General features: G+C 68.2%; 11 protein-coding genes and 1 tRNA gene. 5 read left to right on the forward strand and 7 right to left on the reverse strand.

What is annotated here, in order from left to right; translation table 11 throughout:
- Positions 1-82 precede the first annotated feature (82 nt).
- Entirely contained in the window at positions 83-1,204 is a 1,122-nt protein-coding gene (locus tag V1227_RS33880; protein ID WP_329789294.1) for a hypothetical protein, read from the reverse strand.
- A 242-nt stretch (positions 1,205-1,446) separates the two neighbouring features.
- On the opposite strand from V1227_RS33880, the gene V1227_RS33885 reads away from it, so the two are divergent.
- The 3 genes from V1227_RS33885 (at position 1,447) to V1227_RS33895 (ending at position 7,219) form a co-directional block, all read left to right on the forward strand.
- Complete coding sequence (locus tag V1227_RS33885; protein ID WP_329789295.1) at positions 1,447-4,389, forward strand: AfsR/SARP family transcriptional regulator; 2,943 nt, start codon at positions 1,447-1,449, stop codon at positions 4,387-4,389.
- A gap of 158 nt (positions 4,390-4,547) precedes the next feature.
- On the forward strand, positions 4,548-4,688 hold the full coding sequence (locus tag V1227_RS33890) for a hypothetical protein (protein WP_329789296.1): 141 nt from the start codon (positions 4,548-4,550) through the stop codon (positions 4,686-4,688).
- Between the two features lie 443 nt (positions 4,689-5,131).
- Positions 5,132-7,219 carry a M6 family metalloprotease domain-containing protein gene (locus V1227_RS33895; protein ID WP_329789297.1) on the forward strand — a complete coding sequence of 696 codons (2,088 nt, stop codon included), beginning with the start codon at positions 5,132-5,134 and terminating at the stop codon, positions 7,217-7,219.
- 42 nt (positions 7,220-7,261) lie between these two features.
- Here the strand turns inward: V1227_RS33895 and V1227_RS33900 are convergent, their stop codons facing one another.
- Both V1227_RS33900 and V1227_RS33905 read right to left on the reverse strand, forming a co-directional pair.
- The gene (locus V1227_RS33900; protein WP_329789298.1) at positions 7,262-7,384 is read right to left on the reverse strand and encodes a hypothetical protein; all 123 of its coding nucleotides are present in this window, start codon (positions 7,382-7,384) and stop codon (positions 7,262-7,264) included.
- Between the two features lie 38 nt (positions 7,385-7,422).
- Positions 7,423-8,214, reverse strand: coding sequence for a hypothetical protein (locus V1227_RS33905; RefSeq protein ID WP_329789299.1), 792 nt, complete (start codon positions 8,212-8,214; stop codon positions 7,423-7,425).
- A gap of 227 nt (positions 8,215-8,441) precedes the next feature.
- Between V1227_RS33905 and V1227_RS33910 the strand changes: the two genes are divergently transcribed.
- Entirely contained in the window at positions 8,442-10,109 is a 1,668-nt protein-coding gene (locus V1227_RS33910; protein WP_329789300.1) for an SWIM zinc finger family protein, read from the forward strand.
- A gap of 168 nt (positions 10,110-10,277) precedes the next feature.
- On the opposite strand, the gene V1227_RS33915 is transcribed toward V1227_RS33910, so the two are convergent.
- A tRNA-Arg gene (locus V1227_RS33915) sits at positions 10,278-10,352 on the reverse strand.
- A gap of 150 nt (positions 10,353-10,502) precedes the next feature.
- Here V1227_RS33915 and V1227_RS33920 point away from each other — a divergent pair.
- Positions 10,503-11,411, forward strand: coding sequence for a cation diffusion facilitator family transporter (locus V1227_RS33920; RefSeq protein ID WP_329789301.1), 909 nt, complete (start codon positions 10,503-10,505; stop codon positions 11,409-11,411).
- Positions 11,412-11,673: 262 nt separating this feature from the next.
- On the opposite strand, the gene V1227_RS33925 is transcribed toward V1227_RS33920, so the two are convergent.
- From V1227_RS33925 to V1227_RS33935, 3 genes are all read right to left on the reverse strand, one after another.
- A complete protein-coding gene (locus tag V1227_RS33925; RefSeq protein WP_329789302.1) occupies positions 11,674-15,906 on the reverse strand; it encodes a GH92 family glycosyl hydrolase in 4,233 nt (1,410 codons plus the stop codon).
- Positions 15,907-16,480: 574 nt separating this feature from the next.
- A complete protein-coding gene (locus V1227_RS33930; protein WP_329789303.1) occupies positions 16,481-18,355 on the reverse strand; it encodes an acyl-CoA dehydrogenase family protein in 1,875 nt (624 codons plus the stop codon).
- A 148-nt stretch (positions 18,356-18,503) separates the two neighbouring features.
- The gene (locus V1227_RS33935) at positions 18,504-19,196 is read right to left on the reverse strand and encodes a DUF305 domain-containing protein (RefSeq protein WP_329789304.1); all 693 of its coding nucleotides are present in this window, start codon (positions 19,194-19,196) and stop codon (positions 18,504-18,506) included.

Consider the following 19,196-nt stretch of genomic DNA (forward strand, 5'->3'; position numbering starts at 1 on the left):
CACGTCCGCCAACGCCCACCACCGCGACGCCGCCCGGTCCCTCCGGACGAGCAGCACCCCGTCGCGCCTGACCACGCCCTCGTCAACGACCATGACGCACCGGCGAGATCGGCGCGGCGTGGGCGGGCTCCGGAAGGCCGAGCAGGCGGTACATGGCGGCCCGCAGGATCGCGCCCGACCGGTCGAGCCGTGAGCTGACCAGCTCCGCGAAGCCCGGGACGGTGACGGCGTCCGCGATGTCGCCGGTGTAGCGCGGCACCGCGTCGCCGAGCACGTGCGCGAGACTGCCGCTGCGGACGTCGGGACAGGTCGCGAGCAACATCCGCGCACCGATCGCCGCCGCGTACTGCGTGGTCGAGCCGTGATCGCCGATGACGACGTCGCTCGCGATCACCGCCGCGCGCCAGCCCTCCTCGGGTGGGATGACGATGACGTCGCAGCCGGCGAGCCACGACCGCACCTGCCAGGCCCCGTGCGCGGACCAGGTGTTCGGGTGCAGCACCGCGGCCACCCGCGTGCTCCGGGGCAGTTCCCGGTAGAGCTCAGGTCGTTGGCAGAACGTGGACTCCGGAGTCCACGTCGAGCTCACCGTCACGAGCACCTCGTCCGGCCGCACCCCGAGCGCGCGCCGGTAGTGCTCGCGGAACGGCAGGCTGGCCCGCATCCGGTCGAGGCAGATGTCGCCCGCGACGACAGCGGCGGGCAGCGCCTCCGGACACGACTCGGCGAGCGCGTCGAGCTCGTGGTCGTGGGAGAGCACGATCGTCGACACCGGAACCCTCCCGTCCCGCACGAGCAGCTGCCGGTCGAGCCCGTGCACGGGCTGCGCCGCTGGTCCCGCCGCCCGGACGCGCCGGCGGGACTTCAACGCACCCGCCCCGTGCGGCAGCACGAGCACGGGTCCGGGAGCGCGGTCGACGAACCGGTAGCTGGCCGCGAGCACGAGGTCGAACTCGTGCTGCGACGCCATCTCCCACGGGATCAGCAGCCCGCCCGCGTCGCTGACGAACCGCGCGGTGGCCACGTCCGGCTCGGGCAGGGTGAAATACGTCTGGACCCGGAAGTCGCTGTCCAGCAGAGGCAACAGGTCGAGCAGACGCGTGCCCGCCACCACGCTGGGCACGATCACGAGCACCTTGCGGCACCCCGGCACCGTCACCCGGTGCGCGCCTCCCAGGCCGAGCGGGGTCGTGAACCAGTTCATCCAGGCCTCCATCGGTTCCGAGTGATGAGGAGACCGTCCCGTCCCTGCTGTTCATCGAGCTGTCAAAATCACTCCACGCAGTTCGACGCGATTTCGATCAAGCCGCTGTCCTCTTCTGCCGGCAATTCACGTCCAAATGTCAATGGACTGTCACGGAACTGTCATCATCGGCCGAACGAGTGCATTGCATTGATGCTGAACTGCGAGGACACTCTTCGTCGGGGACGCGAGGGGTGGCGCTGGTGGATGCGCGATTCACGATTTTCGGGCAGACGGGGATGCGGGTCGGCGGCACGGTCGACACGCAGTGGGGCCCGCTCAAGCTCAGGGCCATGCTCGGTGCGCTGCTGGTGCACCCGCGGGTGCCTGTACCTGCGGCGGAGCTCGCCGACTGGGTGTGGGTGGACGAGAGCGACCTCCCGCAGAACCCGGCGCAAACCCTGTACTCGTATTCCTGGCGGATTCGCCGCGCGCTCGAATTGATGCAGGACCGAGTGGAATTGGTGGTCGCGAACGGAACTTACACCCTTCGTGTCGACCGCGAATCCGTGGACTACTTCCAGTTTCGTGGTCACGTCGACCGGGCGCGCGCCCTGGTGCGCCGCGGTGATCATCAACAGGCGCTCGACGTCATTCGTGGTGCGTTCTCCATCTGGGGGGATCAGCGCCCGCTCGACGACCTCGGATCCGGGCGTGCCGAGGCCTGGCGGCGGCGGGCCCGGCTGAACGTGCTGCTCCCCGCCTACAACCTGCTCTGCGGCGAGTACCTGGTCATGGGGGACTACCACGAGGTTCTCGAAGTGCTGGAAGACCTCGACCACAGGGAGTACCCGGCGTTGCTGAAGCGGCGCTTGGAGGCGCTGTACCGGCTCTCCCGCACCGAGGAGGCCACCGAGCTCTTCTTCAGCGCCTACAAGGGGTTCAAGGCCGACGTCAACGAAGCGGCTGCGGCTGACCTGCGCGAGTTCCACAACCGCCTGAAGGAGAACGGCGTCACCGGAAGCCGGCCGCGTGAGGGAACCGCGGGGGTGCTGGTGCCCCAGCAACTCCCTCTCGACGTCCCGGTGTTCGTCGGGCACGAGGAGAAGTTCGCCGAACTGGACGCCGCGGCCGCGCATCCCGGCGTCGTCGTCATCGACGGCGTCGGTGGCGTCGGCAAGACCGCGTTCACGGTCCACTGGTGCCACGCCCGCCGGCGGAGATTCCCCGACGGCGTGCTTTTCGTCGACCTCCAGGGCTTCTCGGACGGTGCGGTCGTGGACGCCTCCTTCGTGGTCGACCGCTTCCTGCAAGGGCTCGGTGTCCCACCTGACCGCATCACGAACCCGGACCACCGCGCGGCGAAGCTCCAATCCGTGCTCTCCGGCCGGAAGGTGCTGGTGGTGCTGGACAACGTCCGCAACACCGCTCAGATCCACCCGCTGCTACCGCTGTTCTCGTCGAGCGTCGTCATCGTGACGAGCCGCTCGCGCCTGTCCGGACTGTCTGCGCGGTTCGCGCCGCAACGGATCTCGATCGGACCTCTTGGCCAGGAGGACTCGGGTGCGCTTCTGGCCGACCGCATCGGCGAGCGCGCTCGAGGCCGTGCGGAACTCGTCGAGCTGACGAGAGCGTGCCAAGGACTGCCGATCGTCCTGAAGGTGCTCGCGAACCACATCGCCCAACGACCTGCCGTGCCGTTGGGGGAGTTCGTCAAGCACTTCCGCGAACGCGGCGTGCTCGACCTCGATGCCACGCACGGACCGCGTGCCGTGTTCATGCAGTCGTTGCGCGCCTTGGACCCTGAGGCGAGTGTTCTGTTCCGGATCATCGGTGTGCACCCCGGTCCGAGCATCACGGTAGACGTGGCCGCCGCGATGACGAAGCTGCCCCGGCTGAGGGTCCACGCGGCGCTGGACGCCCTGACCGAGGCCCACTTGCTCGAACAGGCTGGAGAACTCGACAGGTTCAAGTTGCACGATCTGCTGCGCGAGTTCTCCGCCGGCCTCCTGGACGACGCGCGGGAACGAGCCGCGATCGAACTCCGCCTGCTGGACCACTACCTGCGCACCGCGGACCACGCGGACCAGATGATGTTGCCGGCGATGGTCCGGGTTCCGATAGGGGACGCCGAGCAGGACGCGAACGGGATCGAATTCGAGAACGCGGCCGCCGCACGCCGGTGGTGCACGGCCGAAACCCAGAACCTCATCGCTCTGGTGCGCCTCGCCTTCCACGCGGGGCACTACGAGCACGCCGTCGCCATACCTCAGCTGGTCGGCGAGATCCTGCTGCGGCAGGGGAACACCGTGGAGGTGCTGACCCTCCTGCACGCCGGCCTCGCCGCGGCGAAGTTCCTGGGTGCGTCGGCCGAGGAGGAGACTTCCGCCCTGCTGCTGCAGATCGGTTTCACCTACCTCCTCCGCCAGGAATACGCGCGTGCGGAACATCATGTGCACCTCGCGCATCTGGGATTCGCTCGCGCGGAGGGTGATCAAAGGATTGCCATAGCCGCTTGCCTGCACACCGGTGCGCGCATTTTGGTCGCGACGGGCGGCGTGCTCATGGGAATAGATTCACATGAACGTGCTCTGCTCATGTTGCGTCAATCCGGGTCTCCTGCTCCGAGCATGGAGGTCCACTTCCTCTATCGCACGGGCGAGGCGTACAAGAACGCCTTCGAGTACGCTCGTGCGGCGTCCTATTACCACGAGGCCCTCGCGCTTTCCCGTGAAATCGGGGACGAAGCATCCGAAGCGACGGTCCTGCACCTGCTCGGTGCGTTGAGTTTCGCCCGCGAACACACGGCTGAGGCCTGTGAGTTCGCGGAGGCCTCGCTCCTGAAACACGCTCGCCTGCACGCTGTCGGCAACGCCGGTGAGGTCTGCGCCTTGCTCAGCGAGGTCCAGCTGGACGCCGGTCGGTTGTTCGAGGCCAAGCAGTACGCGCGTCAGGCGATCAGGCTCTGCGGCAGGGCGGGCGCGTCACTCCACGAGGCGCGAGCACTGCACGTCCTCAGCAAGACCCTCGTGCGGTTGGGCCGGTTCGACGGTGCGATCGAAGCTCTCGAGCGGGCGCAGGTCATCTTCTCCGACCTGGACCCGGAGCGCGCGGAACTCGTCGCCGAGGAACTGCGCGGAGTTCAGGCGGAGGTCGCGTTGCCCGCTGCTCGCACCGACTCGCCAGCGCTCGACCGCGATCGCTGAGCCGGCGCCATTTGTACTACTGGTTAGTAGTTTAGATTGTAGCTACCCCTTCGTGGTCGCCCATTTGCATGACCCACCCGGCTTCCTGTAGCTTCCCTGCGATTCCAGCAAAATTGGAATCCGTCCAAGGGTCCCCGAAGAAGCCAGGAGTACCACCCTTGAAGAAGGTCCTGCGTCGCCTGTCGTTCGTCGGCCTGTTCGCGTTCGTCGCGACTTTGGTCTACACCAGTTCGTCGACGACGACCGAGGCGAGCCGCTTTTGGACGAACACCACCGAACAGTCGGGTCCGTCGAACTGAGTCAGTTCGACACCGGGTGTTCCCCCGCCCCGGTAATCGAAAGAGTTTCAGGTTGAGTGCTTTCCCAGGTGGGCGCCCGCACGCCCCCTGGGCTCAACTGGCGAGCTTCTCCGTCTGGTGGCTCAGCCGGTACGCCGGCCCGAAACGGCGCAGACACCGCCGCGACTCGTCCTCGCTCAACGCGTGGGCTCGCAAGTCACGCCCTCGCAAGGACCGGGCAGGAATCGAGAAGCCCGAGCCGGGCGGCGCGCCTACCGTCCGAGTCATGTGCTTCATGTTCGGTGCCAGCAAGGAAGACGCGCGACGGATGCTCGAGGCCGAGAACGACCGAGGGGCCGGCCCCGAACCGGCAGAGGCCCGGACGTACCGGCAGGCGGTCTCGCCCTCACTGCCAGACGATCGAAGGGTGGCTGGCACGGGCAGGTCTGCACCACGGTGAGCAGATGGACCGCAGACACCGGCGCCCTGCCCTGCTGATCACCGCGTTCCTCTCGGTCGCGATGGTCACCGCCGGCAACTCCGCCGCAGCCCCGCCCGACCAGCCGCAGCACCACTGGCAGTACGACCACTGGCCGCAGCAGCAGCCGTGGCAGCAGTCGAGGGACTCCGCCCGCGTGCTCGCGCAGGCCGGTTTCCCCGGCCCGATCGACCCGCAGAACTGGGTCAACCCCGACCACATGACGTGGGAGCGGGACTACCGCGAGATCCCCGGCACCAACTGGGCCGACCCGTCGGTGCCGGGCTCGGTGCGCAACTTCAAGGGCGCGGTGGTCCTGCTGGACTACCCGAACCAGCCGTTCGTCGTCACGCAGCCCCGCAACTCCACGGTGTTCGGCAACCCGAGCGCCGAGGCGAGCAACGTCCCGCGCGCCGAGGTCGCGCAGTTCTACCAGGACTTCCTCAACAAGCCGAACACCCTCAACCGCGGCCACACCGTGCACGAGTACTGGATGGAGACCTCCGGCGGGCGCTACGGCGTCGAGCTCAAGGCGTTCGGCCCGTACACGATGCCGGGCAAGGACCACGAGTACGCCATGGAGTTCCAGGGCGGGACCGCCTGTCCCGCAGGCGACTCGTGCAACCGCAACATCCGCACCGACGGCCGTGCCGCGTGGGTGGCGGACGTCGGCGCCGAGGTGCCGGCGGGCTACGACTTCATCTACTACCTGTCGGCGGGCCAGGACGAGTCCGGCACGTGGCAGGAGTTCGGGATGATGAAGTTCCGGACGAAGGAGGACGTCACCGACGACTTCGGCCCGCCGGACCCCGCGCTGCCCAACTTCTCGCGCACCCGCTACGTCGACTGGACGTCGTGGGCGGCGGGCTCGTCGATGTGGCCCAACGCGAGCGGCGGCTCGTCCACCCAGGCGGAGAGCTCCGGCCAGGGCGTCTACGCGCACGAGCTGAGCCACATCCTCGGCATCGGCGACAACTACAACAACCCGTACGGCACCCCGCCGCGGCGCGACTACAGCGGCCCGTGGGACATGCTCTCGCGCGGCTCGTTCAACGGCCCCGGCGGCCCGCACTCGCGCTGGACCATCCCGGCCACGGGCGGCGGATCCCTCGGCGCGCAGCAGACGCTGCGCAACAAGATCAAGCTCGGCATCATCGACGAGCGCAACGTCCTGCGGCTCTCGCGGGAGGCGCTGGCCGGCTCCGGCACGGTCATCGCGAAGATCACCGCACGCGAGGTCGACCCCGGCACGACCGGCCTGACCGGCATCAACCTCGCACTCGGCACCGGTGACAAGACGCCTTCCTGCAACGTGAGCACCGACCCGTTCTGCGACGGCGGCGGCTACAACAACTACACGCTGGAAGTCGTCGACCGCATGGGCGCCGACTCGTTCACCCCGGACTCCGGCGTCCTGCTCGCCAAGACCAAGAACGTCGACGCCGCACCGTTCACGTGGGTGGTCGACGCCAACCCGCAGGACATCGGCATGACCGACTACGTCCTGCCCGACGGCACCAAGGTCCCGATCACGATCGGCGACTACCGGCAGCTGTCCGACGCCCTGTTCCACGCGGGCACGAACTCGGGCAGCGAGTACGAGTTCGTCGACACGGCGAACCGCCTGCACTTCTACATCTTGGACGTGCAGCGCGACTCCCGCGGCGTGCTGTCGTACACCGTGGCGATCCGGTCCCTGGACGGCGCCGGACTGCAGCAGCGAGGCGTGCGCGTCACGCCCACCGCCGCCCGCGCCGACGGGTCGGGAGTGGCGACCTGCCGCTTCCCGCTGACCAACACCGGCCGCGCCGCGGCTCCCGGCGGTCAGCACCCGGAACCCGTCGACCAGTACCTCGACGGTGACGTCTACCGCGTGACGGCGAAAGCGGAGAACGGCTGGAGCGTCTCCGTGCCGAACGCGCTGGCGACGGCGAAGTTCGGCGGCCGGGTCGACGTTCCGGTGCACGCCCAGCGCAACGGCGGGCCGATCACGTCGAAGGTGACGCTGACGGCCGTGTCGGAGAGCAACCCCGGCCGGTCCGCGACCGCCACCTGCACGGTGACGGGCCGCTAGCGGTGACGGCTCCGGGCCGGCCGGCGCCGGCCCGGAGTGCGGTCAGTGGCGGTGAGCGATGAGCTCACCCTCCACATAGGGCAGGTACAACAGCAACGTGTCAGTGAGCAGGTCGACCGCGTCCCGCACCTGACCGATCCGGTGCGGCTCTGCGACCGTGGCCACCAGCGCGGCCGGCCGAGCTGGACCTGGTGCCGAGCGCGCTACGCGGGGTTCTCCGCGACGGCGAGGTAGTCCGTGTAGATCTGCGGCGAGCCCGAGAACGAGGCCAGCTGCTTCCACTCCTCGTACATCTGCTTGGTGTCGCGGTGGGCGGCCGCGAACTCCGCGGCCTCGCCGGTGGCGATGTCGGGCTCGGGGTAGAAGACGTCCAGCGCGTCGAGGCTGGCGATCTCCATCATCATCACGTACTGGTCGAGGCGGTTGCCCCGCTCGCCCTTGAGCACGTGGAAGCGCCAGTCCGGGTAGTCGTCGATCCGGTGGTGGTTCTCGGCGATGAAGCGGTCGAACATCTCCTCGGTCACACCGGCGCGCAACGCCAGGTTGTGGATTCCGATGACCCGGGCGACGGGCTCCTCGCCCGGACGGTCGCGGTAGCGGGGGCCGGGCTCGACCGTGCTCCGCGGGTTGTCGGCCAGCAGCCGGTAGTCGGTGAACAACGTCGGCAGCTCACCGAACGTGCCCAGCCGCCGCCACCGCGCCAGCACGGCCTCCGCCTCGGGGTGCCGCGCCCAGAACAACCGGGCCAGCTCGGTCTGCTCACCCCTGGCTGTGACGTAGCGGTCGCGCTGCTCGGCGCTGTCGATCTCGTACAACATCAGGTACTGCCCGGTCCGCTCTCCGCGCAAGCCGCGCAGCAGAGTCCACCGCCACCCAGGGTACAAGGGCAGGTGAACGCCTTCACCACGCACGAAGGTCTCGAACTCCTCCGGCGTGACACCGGCCTCCGTGTCGATGGCGATGTACTGGAAGGTGAACACCGACGAGCGTCCCATTGCGTCCAATCCTCGGGCCGTCAAAGGGAACGCGCGTCCGACAAGCACGAGTCCCTGCACCACATCTTGCCAGCTCCAGGGAGAGCGGCGCCCGCGAGACTTCCTCGGTGGACGCGATCTCACGGGTCTGCCGCCTGTGGAGTTGCACGTCCTACGTGCACTGCCAGCCCAGTTCCATTTGCTCGCGCGGGGCCGCTCCTTGCGGGTGCCTGGCAGGATGTCGGGCCGTGGCGGTGACCAAGGGCATGGTGCGGAAGCTGGCTGACGAGAGGTCGTTCGAGCGAGGCGAGCGGTACTTCGTGGCCGGCCAGGTTCGGCGGGTCACGGTGGACGGGTCGACCGTGACCGCAACGGTGGACGGCACGCGGACTTATCGCGTGCGGCTCGAGGTCACGCCGAAGGGGTTGATTGGGCGTTGCTCGTGCCCGTACGGCGCCGACGGCGTGTTCTGCAAGCACTGCGTCGCTACTTCGCTGGCGTGGCTGGAGCAGGGCGGTGAGATGGAGAAGCCGCGTGCGAAGCCGTTGTCGGACAAGCGGTTGCGGTTGTTCTTGCGTGGTTGTGATCAGGAGTGGCTGATCGAGCAGCTGATGACGGCCGCGAAATCCGATCGCGTGCTGCGTGCCCGGCTCGCCGCCGCGGCCGGGCAGAAGAACGCGTTCGACGACCGGGACGTCAAAGACCGCCTGGAACGTGCCATCGACATCCCCGATTTCATCGACTACGGCGGGGCGTACGGCTACTTCCTGCACGTCGGTGAGGCTCTGGACGAAGTCGGACGACTGGTCGGAGCCGGGTTCGCCGATGCCGCGATCACCCTCGCCGAGTACGCGCTGGAACTCCTGGAGTCCTCGGCCGAGCGGGTGGACGACTCCGACGGCGGGCTGTCCGAGGCGATCGCCCACGCGGAGGAGATCCACCTGGCGGCGTGTGAGGCGGGCTCGCCGGACCCGGTGGAGCTGGCCGAGCGTCTGGTCACGCGGGCGGTGAGCAGCGACTACGAGGTGTTCCTCGACGTGCTGCCCGCGTACGAGGACGTGCTCGGCGCAGCGGGCTTGGCACGGTACCGGGAACTCGTCGAGCAGGCGTGGCGGAAGCTGCCGCCGAAGAAACCGAACGACTACGGCGCCCGCCGCTTCGTCATCACTCACCTCATGGAGAACCTGGCCGAGTCGTCAGGAGGGGCGGATGGGCTGGTCGAGGTGCTGGCCCGGGACGTGACGAGCTCCTACGACGTGCTCCGCATCGCCGAGCGGCTGTGTGCCGACGACCGTGACGACGAGGCACTGACCTGGTTGGAACGCGGCCTGGCCGACTTCGAACCCGACTTCCGCCTGCGTGATCTGGCCGCCGAGGTCCACGTGCGCGCGGGTCGGCTCGACCGGGCTGGCGAGATGCTCTGGGCCAACTTCACCGACCGGCCGAGCCTGGAGACCTTCCGCGCGCTCCGCGAGGCCACCGCCGGCGACTCTCCGCTGTGGCGGGAACGCGCGCTGACCTTCCTCGCCGACCTACCGCCCGTCAAGGGAGCCTGGTCACCGGGCCGCTCGACGTTGGTGGAGATCCTGCTGGCCGATGACGACCACGAGGCTGCCTGGCAGGCAGCGGTCGACGGCGGCTGCTCGGACGGTCTGTGGCTTCGCCTCGCGCGTGTCCGTGCCGCAAGCCATCCGGCCGACGCCATTCCGATCCTGCTCCGCGCTGCCGACCGAGCGATCGAAGTACGCAACCGTGACTCTTATCGGGCGGCCGTGCGCCTGCTGACCGAGGCCAAGACGCTGTTCGCCCGCTGCGATCGCGACGACGACTTCCGCGCTCACATGGCCGCTGTGCGCGACGCGCACCGCACGAAGTGGGCCCTGCGTCAGGAACTCGATTGGGCCCGGTTGCCCTGATCAGTCGGAAGCAGCACCCGGAACTCGGACGATTGGCCACAACGGTTCGCCGGACCACACACAGCCTGAGCCGAGCTGTTTCATCAGACGGTCGGCTCGGGCCGGACATCGCTGGACACAACAAAACGCCCGCTGAGCGGATTTGCGCTGCTCAACGGGCGTTCTCGCTGGTGCCCCCGGCAGGATTCGAACCTGCGCACCCGCCTCCGGAGGGCGGTGCTCTATCCCCTGAGCTACGGGGGCCGTAGCTACGTGGAAGATCCTAGCGCACGACCGCCACCCCGTTTCACCCCCACCCCCGCCAACCCGCCAGGCGTGGCGTCTGTCACGAGATCGGCTGACGGGGAACAGGTCGGATTGCACTCATGCGCATGTCGCTATATGTTCCGAAGCATGGGCCACGGGCATGGGCACGGCACGGCGTCTGCGAGCGGGCAGCACGTCGGCAAGCTGTGGGTTGCGTTCGGCATCGGTGCCGTCTTCATGGTTGTCGAGTTCGTCGTGGGGTTCGCGACGTCCTCGCTCGCGCTGATCTCCGACGCGGCGCACATGCTCACGGACGTGCTCGGGGTCGGGATGGCGCTGGCCGCGATCATGGTCGCGCGGAGGGCCAAGGCCGGGAAGAACCGCACGTTCGGGTTCTACCGGGCCGAGGTGCTGGCGGCGCTGGCCAACGCGGTGCTGCTCTTCGGGGTCGCCGGGTACGTGGTCTACGAGGCGGTCGGGCGGTTCCAGGACCCGCCGAGCGTGGCGGGGTGGCCTGTGCTCATCGCTGCGGGGCTGGGGCTTGCCGCCAACCTCGTCAGCTTCAGCGTCCTCAGGGAGGGCGCCAAGGAGAGCATCAACGTCAGGGGTGCGTACCTGGAGGTCCTGGCCGACCTGGTCGGGTCGGTGGGGGTGCTGGCCTCCGCGGTCGTCACGATCACGACGGGGTGGAAGTACGCGGACCCGATCATGGGTGTGCTCATCGGGGTGTGGGTGCTGCCGCGGACGTACGCGCTGGCGAAGAACGCCTTGCACATCCTCTTCCAGCACGCGCCGGAGCGGTTGGACGTCACGGAGGTGCAGAAGGCGCTCGCCGGGCTGCCCGGTGTCACGGAGGCGCACGACCTGCACGTCTGGACGCTCACGAGCGGGATGGAGGTGGCTTCGGCGCACCTCACGACCGCGCCGGACGCCGACCACGAGACCGTGCTCAAGGCCGCTCAGTCGCTGCTGGCGACCGAGTACCACATCGAGCACGCCACGCTGCAGGTCGAGGGCGGCTCGTCAGCGCAGCGGTGCCGGGAGCTTTCCTGGTGATGCCGGGAGGTCGCGGATTCCGTCCTTGGTGGACGGGGCGCCGGTTCGTGACGGAACGATCTCCGTCCTCGGTGGGGGGACCGCGATCCGCACACGGCCTCTTTCGAACGGCACCACAAGAGCCTCCCCAGTCACCACGCGCGGAATCCCAAGATCTCATCGGAGTATGTCTGAAAGGGATAGATCCTTTCAGGTGAACGGGAAAGGCCGCGTTCCGTGACGGAACGCGGCCTTCCCCGTCAGCGCGACGGGCGACTACGCACTACAGCCCAGCGCACTGTCCTGCCTTCGGACCCTTCACGTCGTTCGCGAAGCCGTTGTTCGACGGCTCCGGGTCGTTGCCGGTGCAGGACAACGGACCGCCGACGGTGGAGAACGCCACGACCGACCTGGTCTTGTTCGACGTCAGCGACACGGGGCCGCTGACCGAGGTGTTCTCGACCGCCACCTCGGTGGCCGAGCCGTGGACCGTCACCGGACCGGACACGCGGGTGCCTACGAGCACCACGGAACCCGCGTCCGACGCCGAGATCGGGCCCTTGACCTCGCCGCCGAAGACGTACAGCGCGGCGCCGCGGGCAACCGTCACCGGACCGCTGATCGTCGCACCGTCCACATAGGTCACACCCTTGACCTGCAGCGGGCCGTTGACCGTGCCGGTCACCGTGGTGGTGGCGGCCGGCAGCGGCTTCGACAGCAGCTCGAACTCGGCGAGTGCGACGTCGCCGGAGAACTCCAGGCGGTAGGAGGTGTAGCGACCCGGCGAGGCGATCTTGAACGACCGGGTGTACTGCTGCCACTGGAAGGTCTCGCCGGAGCGCTTGTCGACCGTTGCCCACGTCTTGCCGTCGTAGGAGCCCTTCAGCTCCCAGGCCGACGGCGAGGTGCCCGTGCGGGCGTTCGTGAGCGTGTAGAACTCCGCCTTCTCCTTGGGGTCCGCCGCCTTGAAGTCGAACGAGCGGACCACCGCGGAGGTGGAGGAGTTGTTGTCCACCAGAGCAGAGGTGGACACACCCGCGGCCACGTCGCGCAGCGGCGTCGGGACCGCGTCGCCCCGGGTGATCGAGTCCGGCACGTCGTTCACGCCGGTGCCCCACGCGGAGGGGTTCGGGCCCATGTCGAAGTCGATCGTGGCACCGGCCGCGAGCACGTCGTGCGGCAGCGAGGTCTTGTTCCACGCCTTGCCGTTGACCTTCACGCCCTGCACGTAGATGTTCTTCGCGCTGTTCTTCGGCGCGTTGATGACGAGCTTCTTGCCGTTCTCGAGCTTCACGGTCGCCTTGGTGAACAGCGGCGAACCGATCGCGTAGGCCGGCTTGCCCATCTGCAGCGGGTAGAAGCCCAGCGACGAGAACAGGTGCCAGGCCGACATCTCGCCGTTGTCCTCGTCGCCCGCGTAGCCCTGGCCCTCCTGCGAGCCGACGTACAGGCGCGACAGGATCTCCCGCACCTTCTCCGCCGTCCGCGCGGGCTTGCCGGCGTAGTTGTACATGTAGGCGATGTGGTGCGACGGCTGGTTGGAGTGGCCGTACTGGCCCATCCGCACGTCCCGCGCTTCGATCATCTCGTGGATCACGCCGCCGTAGCCGCCGGGGAACTTCGCGGTCTCGGGCAGGGTGAAGAACGAGTCGAGCTTCTGCGCCAGCTTCTCCCGCCCGCCGTACAGGTTCGCGAGACCCTGCCCGTCGTGCGGCACCGTGAACGCCATGTTCCAGCCGTTCGTCTCGGTGTAGTCGTAGCGCCAGTCCTGCGGGTTGTACTTCGCCGGGTCCTCGACGCGCCACGACCCGTCGACGTTGCGGCCCTGGAAGAAGTCGATCCGCTTGTCGAACGTCAGCACGTAGTTCTGGGCGCGGTTGAGGAAGTACTCGTGCTCCTCGGCGTACCGCTTCTCACCCGTCTTCTCGTGCAGCGCCTTCGCCATCGACGCGATGCCGAAGTCGTTGAGGTAGCCCTCGATCGCCCACGACCACGCCTCGTGCAGCTGGTCGTTGCCGGTCCAGCCGAGGAAGATCGACCGGTCCATGCCCTTGCGGCCGACGTTGTTGCTCGGCGGCACGACGGACGCGTTCTTCACCGCGGCGTCGTAGGCGGCCTTGACGTCGAAGTTCGACACGCCCTTGAGGTAGGCGTCCGCGAACGCCACGTCGGAGCTCGTGCCGGTCATCAGGTCCGCGTAACCGGGGGAGGACCAGCGCGAGATCCAGCCGCCGTCCTTGTACTGCTGGACGAAGCCCTCGGCCATCTCGCCCGCCTTGGACGGCGTGAAGAGGCTGTAGGCGGGCCAGGTCGTGCGGTAGGTGTCCCAGAACCCGTTGTTGACGTAGACCTTGCCGTCCACGATCTTGGCGCCGGTCCGCGTCGGCGTGTTCTCACCGACCGCGGGCGACACCGGGGACGCGTACTGGGACTTGCCGCCGACGTTCTCGAAGCCCGAGTTCGGGTAGAGGTAGAGGCGGTACAGGTTGGAGTACAGCGTGATCAGCTGGTCCTCGGACGCGCCCTCGACGGAGATGATGCCGAGGATCTCGTCCCACGCGGCCTGCGCGCGGTCGCGCACCGACTCGAACGTGTCCGACCCGCGGACCTCCTGCTCCAGGTTCGACTTCGCCTGGTCCACGGAGATCAGCGACGTGGCGATGCGCAGCTCGACGGTCTTGTCGCCGAACGAGAAGTAGCCGCCCACGTTGTCGCGGCCCATGCCGGTGAGCTTGCCGCTCGCCGTGACCGCCTTGTCGACCTTGCCGTAGACGAACAGGCGGGTCGCGCCCGTGGACAGGCCGCTCTTGACGTCCGAGTAGCCCGTCACTACGCCGTTGGAGGCGTCGAGGGTGAGACCACCGGAGTTGTTCACGTTGTCGAAGACGAGGTTCTTCTGGCCCTGGTCGGCGAACGTGAACCGGAAGACCGCCGCGTGGTCGGTCGGCGCGATCTCGGTCTTCATGCCGTTCTCGAAGGTCACGCCGTAGTAGTGCGCCTTCGCGACCTCGTTGTCGTGCTTGAACGGCAGTGCGCGCAGCGCGCGGTCCTGGGTCGGCGCCTTGTCCGACGGCATGACCTGGAACGTCTGGCGGTCACCCATCCACGGGCTGGGCTCGTGGGAGGTGGTGAACGCCTGCAGCGTCGGCAGGTTCTGCGCGTTGTTGCGCTGCTGGTACTCGTACAGCCAGCTCTGCGAACCCGCGTTGGTCATCGGGGACCAGAAGTTGAAGCCGTGCGGCACCGCGGTCGCCGGGAAGTTGTTGCCCCGCGAGAACGAGCCGTTCGAGTTGGTGCCGCGCGTGGTGAGCACGTAGTCGGAAGGCTTCGCGTACTGCTTGGTGACGACGTCGCCGATGCGGATGTCGTCGTACCAGGCGGCGAAGTCCGTCGGGCCCTTCGGGCCGTCGTAGGCGACCAGGACCCGCTTGACCGTCTTGCCGGCCGCGACGGCGCCGATCGTCGACGCCACCCTGTTCCACTGGTTGGCGTAGAGGAACTTGCCCGCGCCCTGGCCCTGCGGCGACAGCACGGCGCCGTGCTGGTCGACGGCCTTGAGGTCGCTCAGGTACGTGCCGTCGGAGAACGCGAGGTCCACCGCCGAGTACGTGCTCGGGTAGTCCAGGTTGTCGGTCACGAACTCCGGGAAGATCATGTACGACAGCTCGGTCTTCGCACCGACGGGGATGTCGACGTCGAAGACCTTGTTGTAGCTGTACGCGCGCCCCTCGGTCGTGTGGCGGCCCTGCGTGCGGAACGACTTCACGCCCGTCCAGCCGACGCGCGACTTGGACGTGTAGCCGCCCGTCGGGCCGGTGCCCGTGACGCTGCGCATGTTCGGTGCGGGCGGGTTCGTCGAACCGTCGGACAGCTGCACCTCGGCGAGCTGCACGATGTTCGTGGAACCGTTGTTCAGCGTGATGTCGAGCTTGTAGTGCAGGAACGACTGCGGCGACGCGATGTCGTACGCCTTGGTCTGGAAGCGCTCGGCGAACGTCTCACCGGTGCGGGTGTCGATCACGGTCCAGTCGGTGCCGTTCGCCGAACCCTGCAGGGTCCAGTTCTTCGGGTCGCGCTCGGGGGAGTCGTTGGCCGACGAGAGCGCGTACTTCCTGATCGTCCTGGCTTCGTCGAACTTGAACGTCGCCCAGCCGGTGGTGGCGAAGACCAGCCACTTGGTGTTGACGCTGCCGTCGACGAGGTTCTCCTTGACCTCGCCCGACTCCGCGTACTCGCCGTTGGCCCTCACCTCGACGACCTTGTCGGAGACGTTGCCCGGGATGCCCGAGCCGTCCGAGCCGATCACTCCCGCGGCCTTCGGCGCGCCCGCCGCGTCGGTCTCGACGGTGTTCGACCACGACGGCTGAGGTTGACCGTCCTCAAAGGACGACGAAAAACCCACTCCTGGCTCCTCTGGTGCGGCGGCCGCATAGCCGTTGGTGACGCCACACACCAGTGTCGCAGTGATCGCGACGCTCAACAGGGTTGTAGTTCGTCTCTTGCGCAGGTGCCTCATTGCAACCCTTCCGCCCGCCTGCCCCATGTGGGTGGGAGCGTTTCTGCACGTGACATCGTTGTCAAGGGAGTGGACGTGATCTGTCCGTCAACCTGTCCTCTCCACAGTTGCCCGTCGAGGAAGCCGGGCTCGCCGGCGACCGGCCGCAAGCCGCCGGCTGGGTGCACCGGCGGGCATCGGCGAAGCCGTGGTGGCCCGGGTGGACGAGCGCAGCCGCGGTCGGCAGGGTACGGGCAGCTTGCTCAGCGATGTCCATTGTGGACATTTCGCGAAAGTGCGGGCCGACAGACCTCGGTGCGTGCCCTGCGAAGCCATCTCGACAGCGCACGAAATGGTCTTCGAAGTTACTCTCTGAGAGTAGTTGACCAGCTCTCACCTGGTAATTCACTCAATTGTCGTAACTGTTAACGGTGTTTTGTGGCTTAGCGTTACCGGAACCTCCACCTGGAGGGTTGTGTCCTTCCGTTGCAAGGGGAGTCGGTAGGGGGATGCGGGGGACGTAGCCCCCTACCGGCCGTGCACTGGGCAGGTGCCGCGCCCGCACCATCAGCCTGCCCAGTGCAGCAACGGGGGGTCAGCGCGGTGTCCGCCGGTGGACGTTCTCCGCCGTCGACTCGCGGTGGGCCGAGTCCGCGATCCACCGCCCCGGGGTGGACACGTCGACGATGCCGTCCTCGAGCCACGTGTACGCGCCGCCGAGGACCTGCTCGGCCAGCACCTGGTCGCTGTCGTCGGTGTTCTTCCAGAGCTTCTCGAACAGCTCGTCCACCCGGATCCGCGCCTGCTTGGCGAACGCGTCCGCCAGCGCCTGCGAGTTCGGGTTCCGGTCCTGCGCCGCCCGCACGCACGCGGCGCTGATGGCGAACAGCTCGGCGCCGATGTCCACGATCCGGCTCAGGAACCGCTGCTTGCGCTCCATCTTCCCCTGCCACCGCGACATGGCGTAGAACGTCTGCCGCGCCAGCTTGCGCGCCGACCGCTCGACGAACCGCAGGTGCTTGGCGAGCGACCCGAACTCGGTGTAGCCCACCGGCGTCTGGCCCTTGCCGACGACCAGCGTCGGGAACCACTTCGCGTAGAACCCGCCGGCCTTCGCCGCCGCCCTCAGCTTCGCCTGGCGGTCGGCGTCCGGGTCGATGATGTCGCCCGCGACGCTGAGGTGCGCGTCGACGGCCTCGCGCGCGATCAGCAGGTGCATGATCTCGGTCGAGCCCTCGAAGATGCGGTTGATCCGCAGGTCGCGCAGGACCTGCTCGGCCGCGACGCCGCGTTCCCCGCGCGCGGCCTGGCTCTCCGCCGTCTCGTACCCGCGCCCGCCGCGGACCTGGACGAGCTCGTCGGCGACGAGCCACGCCTTCTCCGACGCGTAGAGCTTGGCCAGCGCGGCCTCGATGCGGATGTCGTGGCTGCCGGCGTCGGCGAGCTCGGAGCTGAGGTCCAGCACGGCCTCCAGCGCGTACGCCGTCGCGGCGATGTAGGCGATCTTGCCCGCGATGGCCTCGTGCCTGCCGACCGGCAGCCCCCACTGGACGCGCTCGCCCGACCACTCCCGCGCGATCTTGAGGCACCACTTGGCACTTCCCGCGCAGAGGGCGGGCAGGCTGAGCCGGCCGGTGTTGAGGGTGGCGAGGGCGATCTTGAGGCCGGCGCCCTCCTTGCCGATGACGTTCTTCTTCGGCACGCGGACGTCGTGGAACCTCGTGACGCCGTTCTCCAGACCTCGCAGGCCCATGAACGCGTTGCGGTTCTCGACGGTGATGCCCTCGGCGCCGGCTTCCACGACGAACGCCGTGATGCCCTTGCCCGGGACTTGGGCCATGACGACCAGGAGGTCGGCCACCACGCCGTTGGTCGTCCAGAGCTTCACGCCGTTGAGGACGTAGTCGTCGCCGTCCTCCGTCGCGGTGGTGCCCAGCCGGGCCGGGTCGCTGCCGACGTCCGGTTCCGTGAGGAGGAAGGCGGTGATCTCGCCCTTGGCGCACCTCGGCAGGAACTCCTGCTTCTGCTCGGGGCTGCCGAACATGGCGACGGGCTGGGGCACGCCGATCGACTGGTGGGCGCTGAGCATCGCGCCGACGGCCGGGTTGGCGCTGCCGAGGAGCATGAGCGCCTTGTTGTAGTAGACCTGGGTCAGGCCGATGCCGCCGTACTCCGGCTTGATCTTCATGCCGAACGCGCCGAGGTCCTTGAGGCCCTTCAGGACGTCGTCCGGGATCTGGGCGTCGCGTTCGATGACCGTGTTGTCGATGTGCTCTTCGGTGAACTTGCGGAGCTTGTCGAGGAACGCCTCGCCGCGGGCCCTGTCCTCGGCCGTGCCACTCGGATGGGGGTGGATGAGGTCGAGGCGGAAGTGGCCCAGGAAGAGCTCCTTGCCGAAGCTGGGGCGCTGCCAGCGGGTTTCCCGTGCTTGTTCGGCGACCTTCCTGGCCGCGCGCTCGTCGACGGTCATGGTTACCTCCGAGTAGGGGTGTGACCTACGTTACTCGGGGGTAGGCGGTTGTCCAGGTGCGCTGGGGTGCGTGCGGGACTTGGGGCAAGCGAAAGGGCCGCCCCCTGCCTTCCGGGGACGGCCCTCGCGGTTGATCGGCGGTACCGGGCTACGGCAGCGGGGCGGCTCCGCGCTTCGCCAGGTAGTCCTTCATCAGGTCGGTCTCGGCCGACTGCGACTTCAGCATGTTGTCGGCCAGCGTCTTCACGAACGGCAGGCCCGCGGTGGCCGAGGCGTACTCGGCCATCGGGGCGCCGCCCATGTGGTGGCGCAGCATCAGCTGGAGCCAGTACACGTCGAAGTCCCGGCCCGCCGCGACCGTGCGCAGCTTGGTGAGCTCCTCGGTGGTGGCCATGCCGGGCATGACCGGCTTGCCGGCTTCCGCGGTGGTGGCGCCGTGGCCGTGGATGCCCGCCGCGTCCATCCACTTCATGTAGACGCCGCTGATGTTCTGCTCGTGTTCGTTCCACATCATCAGCCAGCCCTTCATCCTGCCCACCTGTTCGAGCTGGGTGGAGGCGATGTCGAAGGCGAGCTGGCGGATCTCCGGGTCCGCGGAGCGGTCCCTGGCGATGTTGGCCATCTGGATGCCCTGCAGGTGGTGCATGGCCATGTCCTGGCAGAAGCCGACGTCCACGGAGCCGGAGGCCGGGGCCGCGGAGTTGCCGGTGGAGCCGGGGAGCTTGACGAGCAGGCCGACCGCCGCGCCGAGCAGGAGCACGGCGAGGACGGCGGCGCTGATCACGAGGGTCCGGGCGACCCCGGAGGCGGGGCGCCCGGACGTGGTCTCGTCAGAGGTCAT

The sequence above is a fragment of the Lentzea sp. DG1S-22 genome (assembly GCF_036321065.1).
Classification (GTDB): Bacteria; Actinomycetota; Actinomycetes; order Mycobacteriales; family Pseudonocardiaceae; genus Lentzea; species Lentzea jiangxiensis.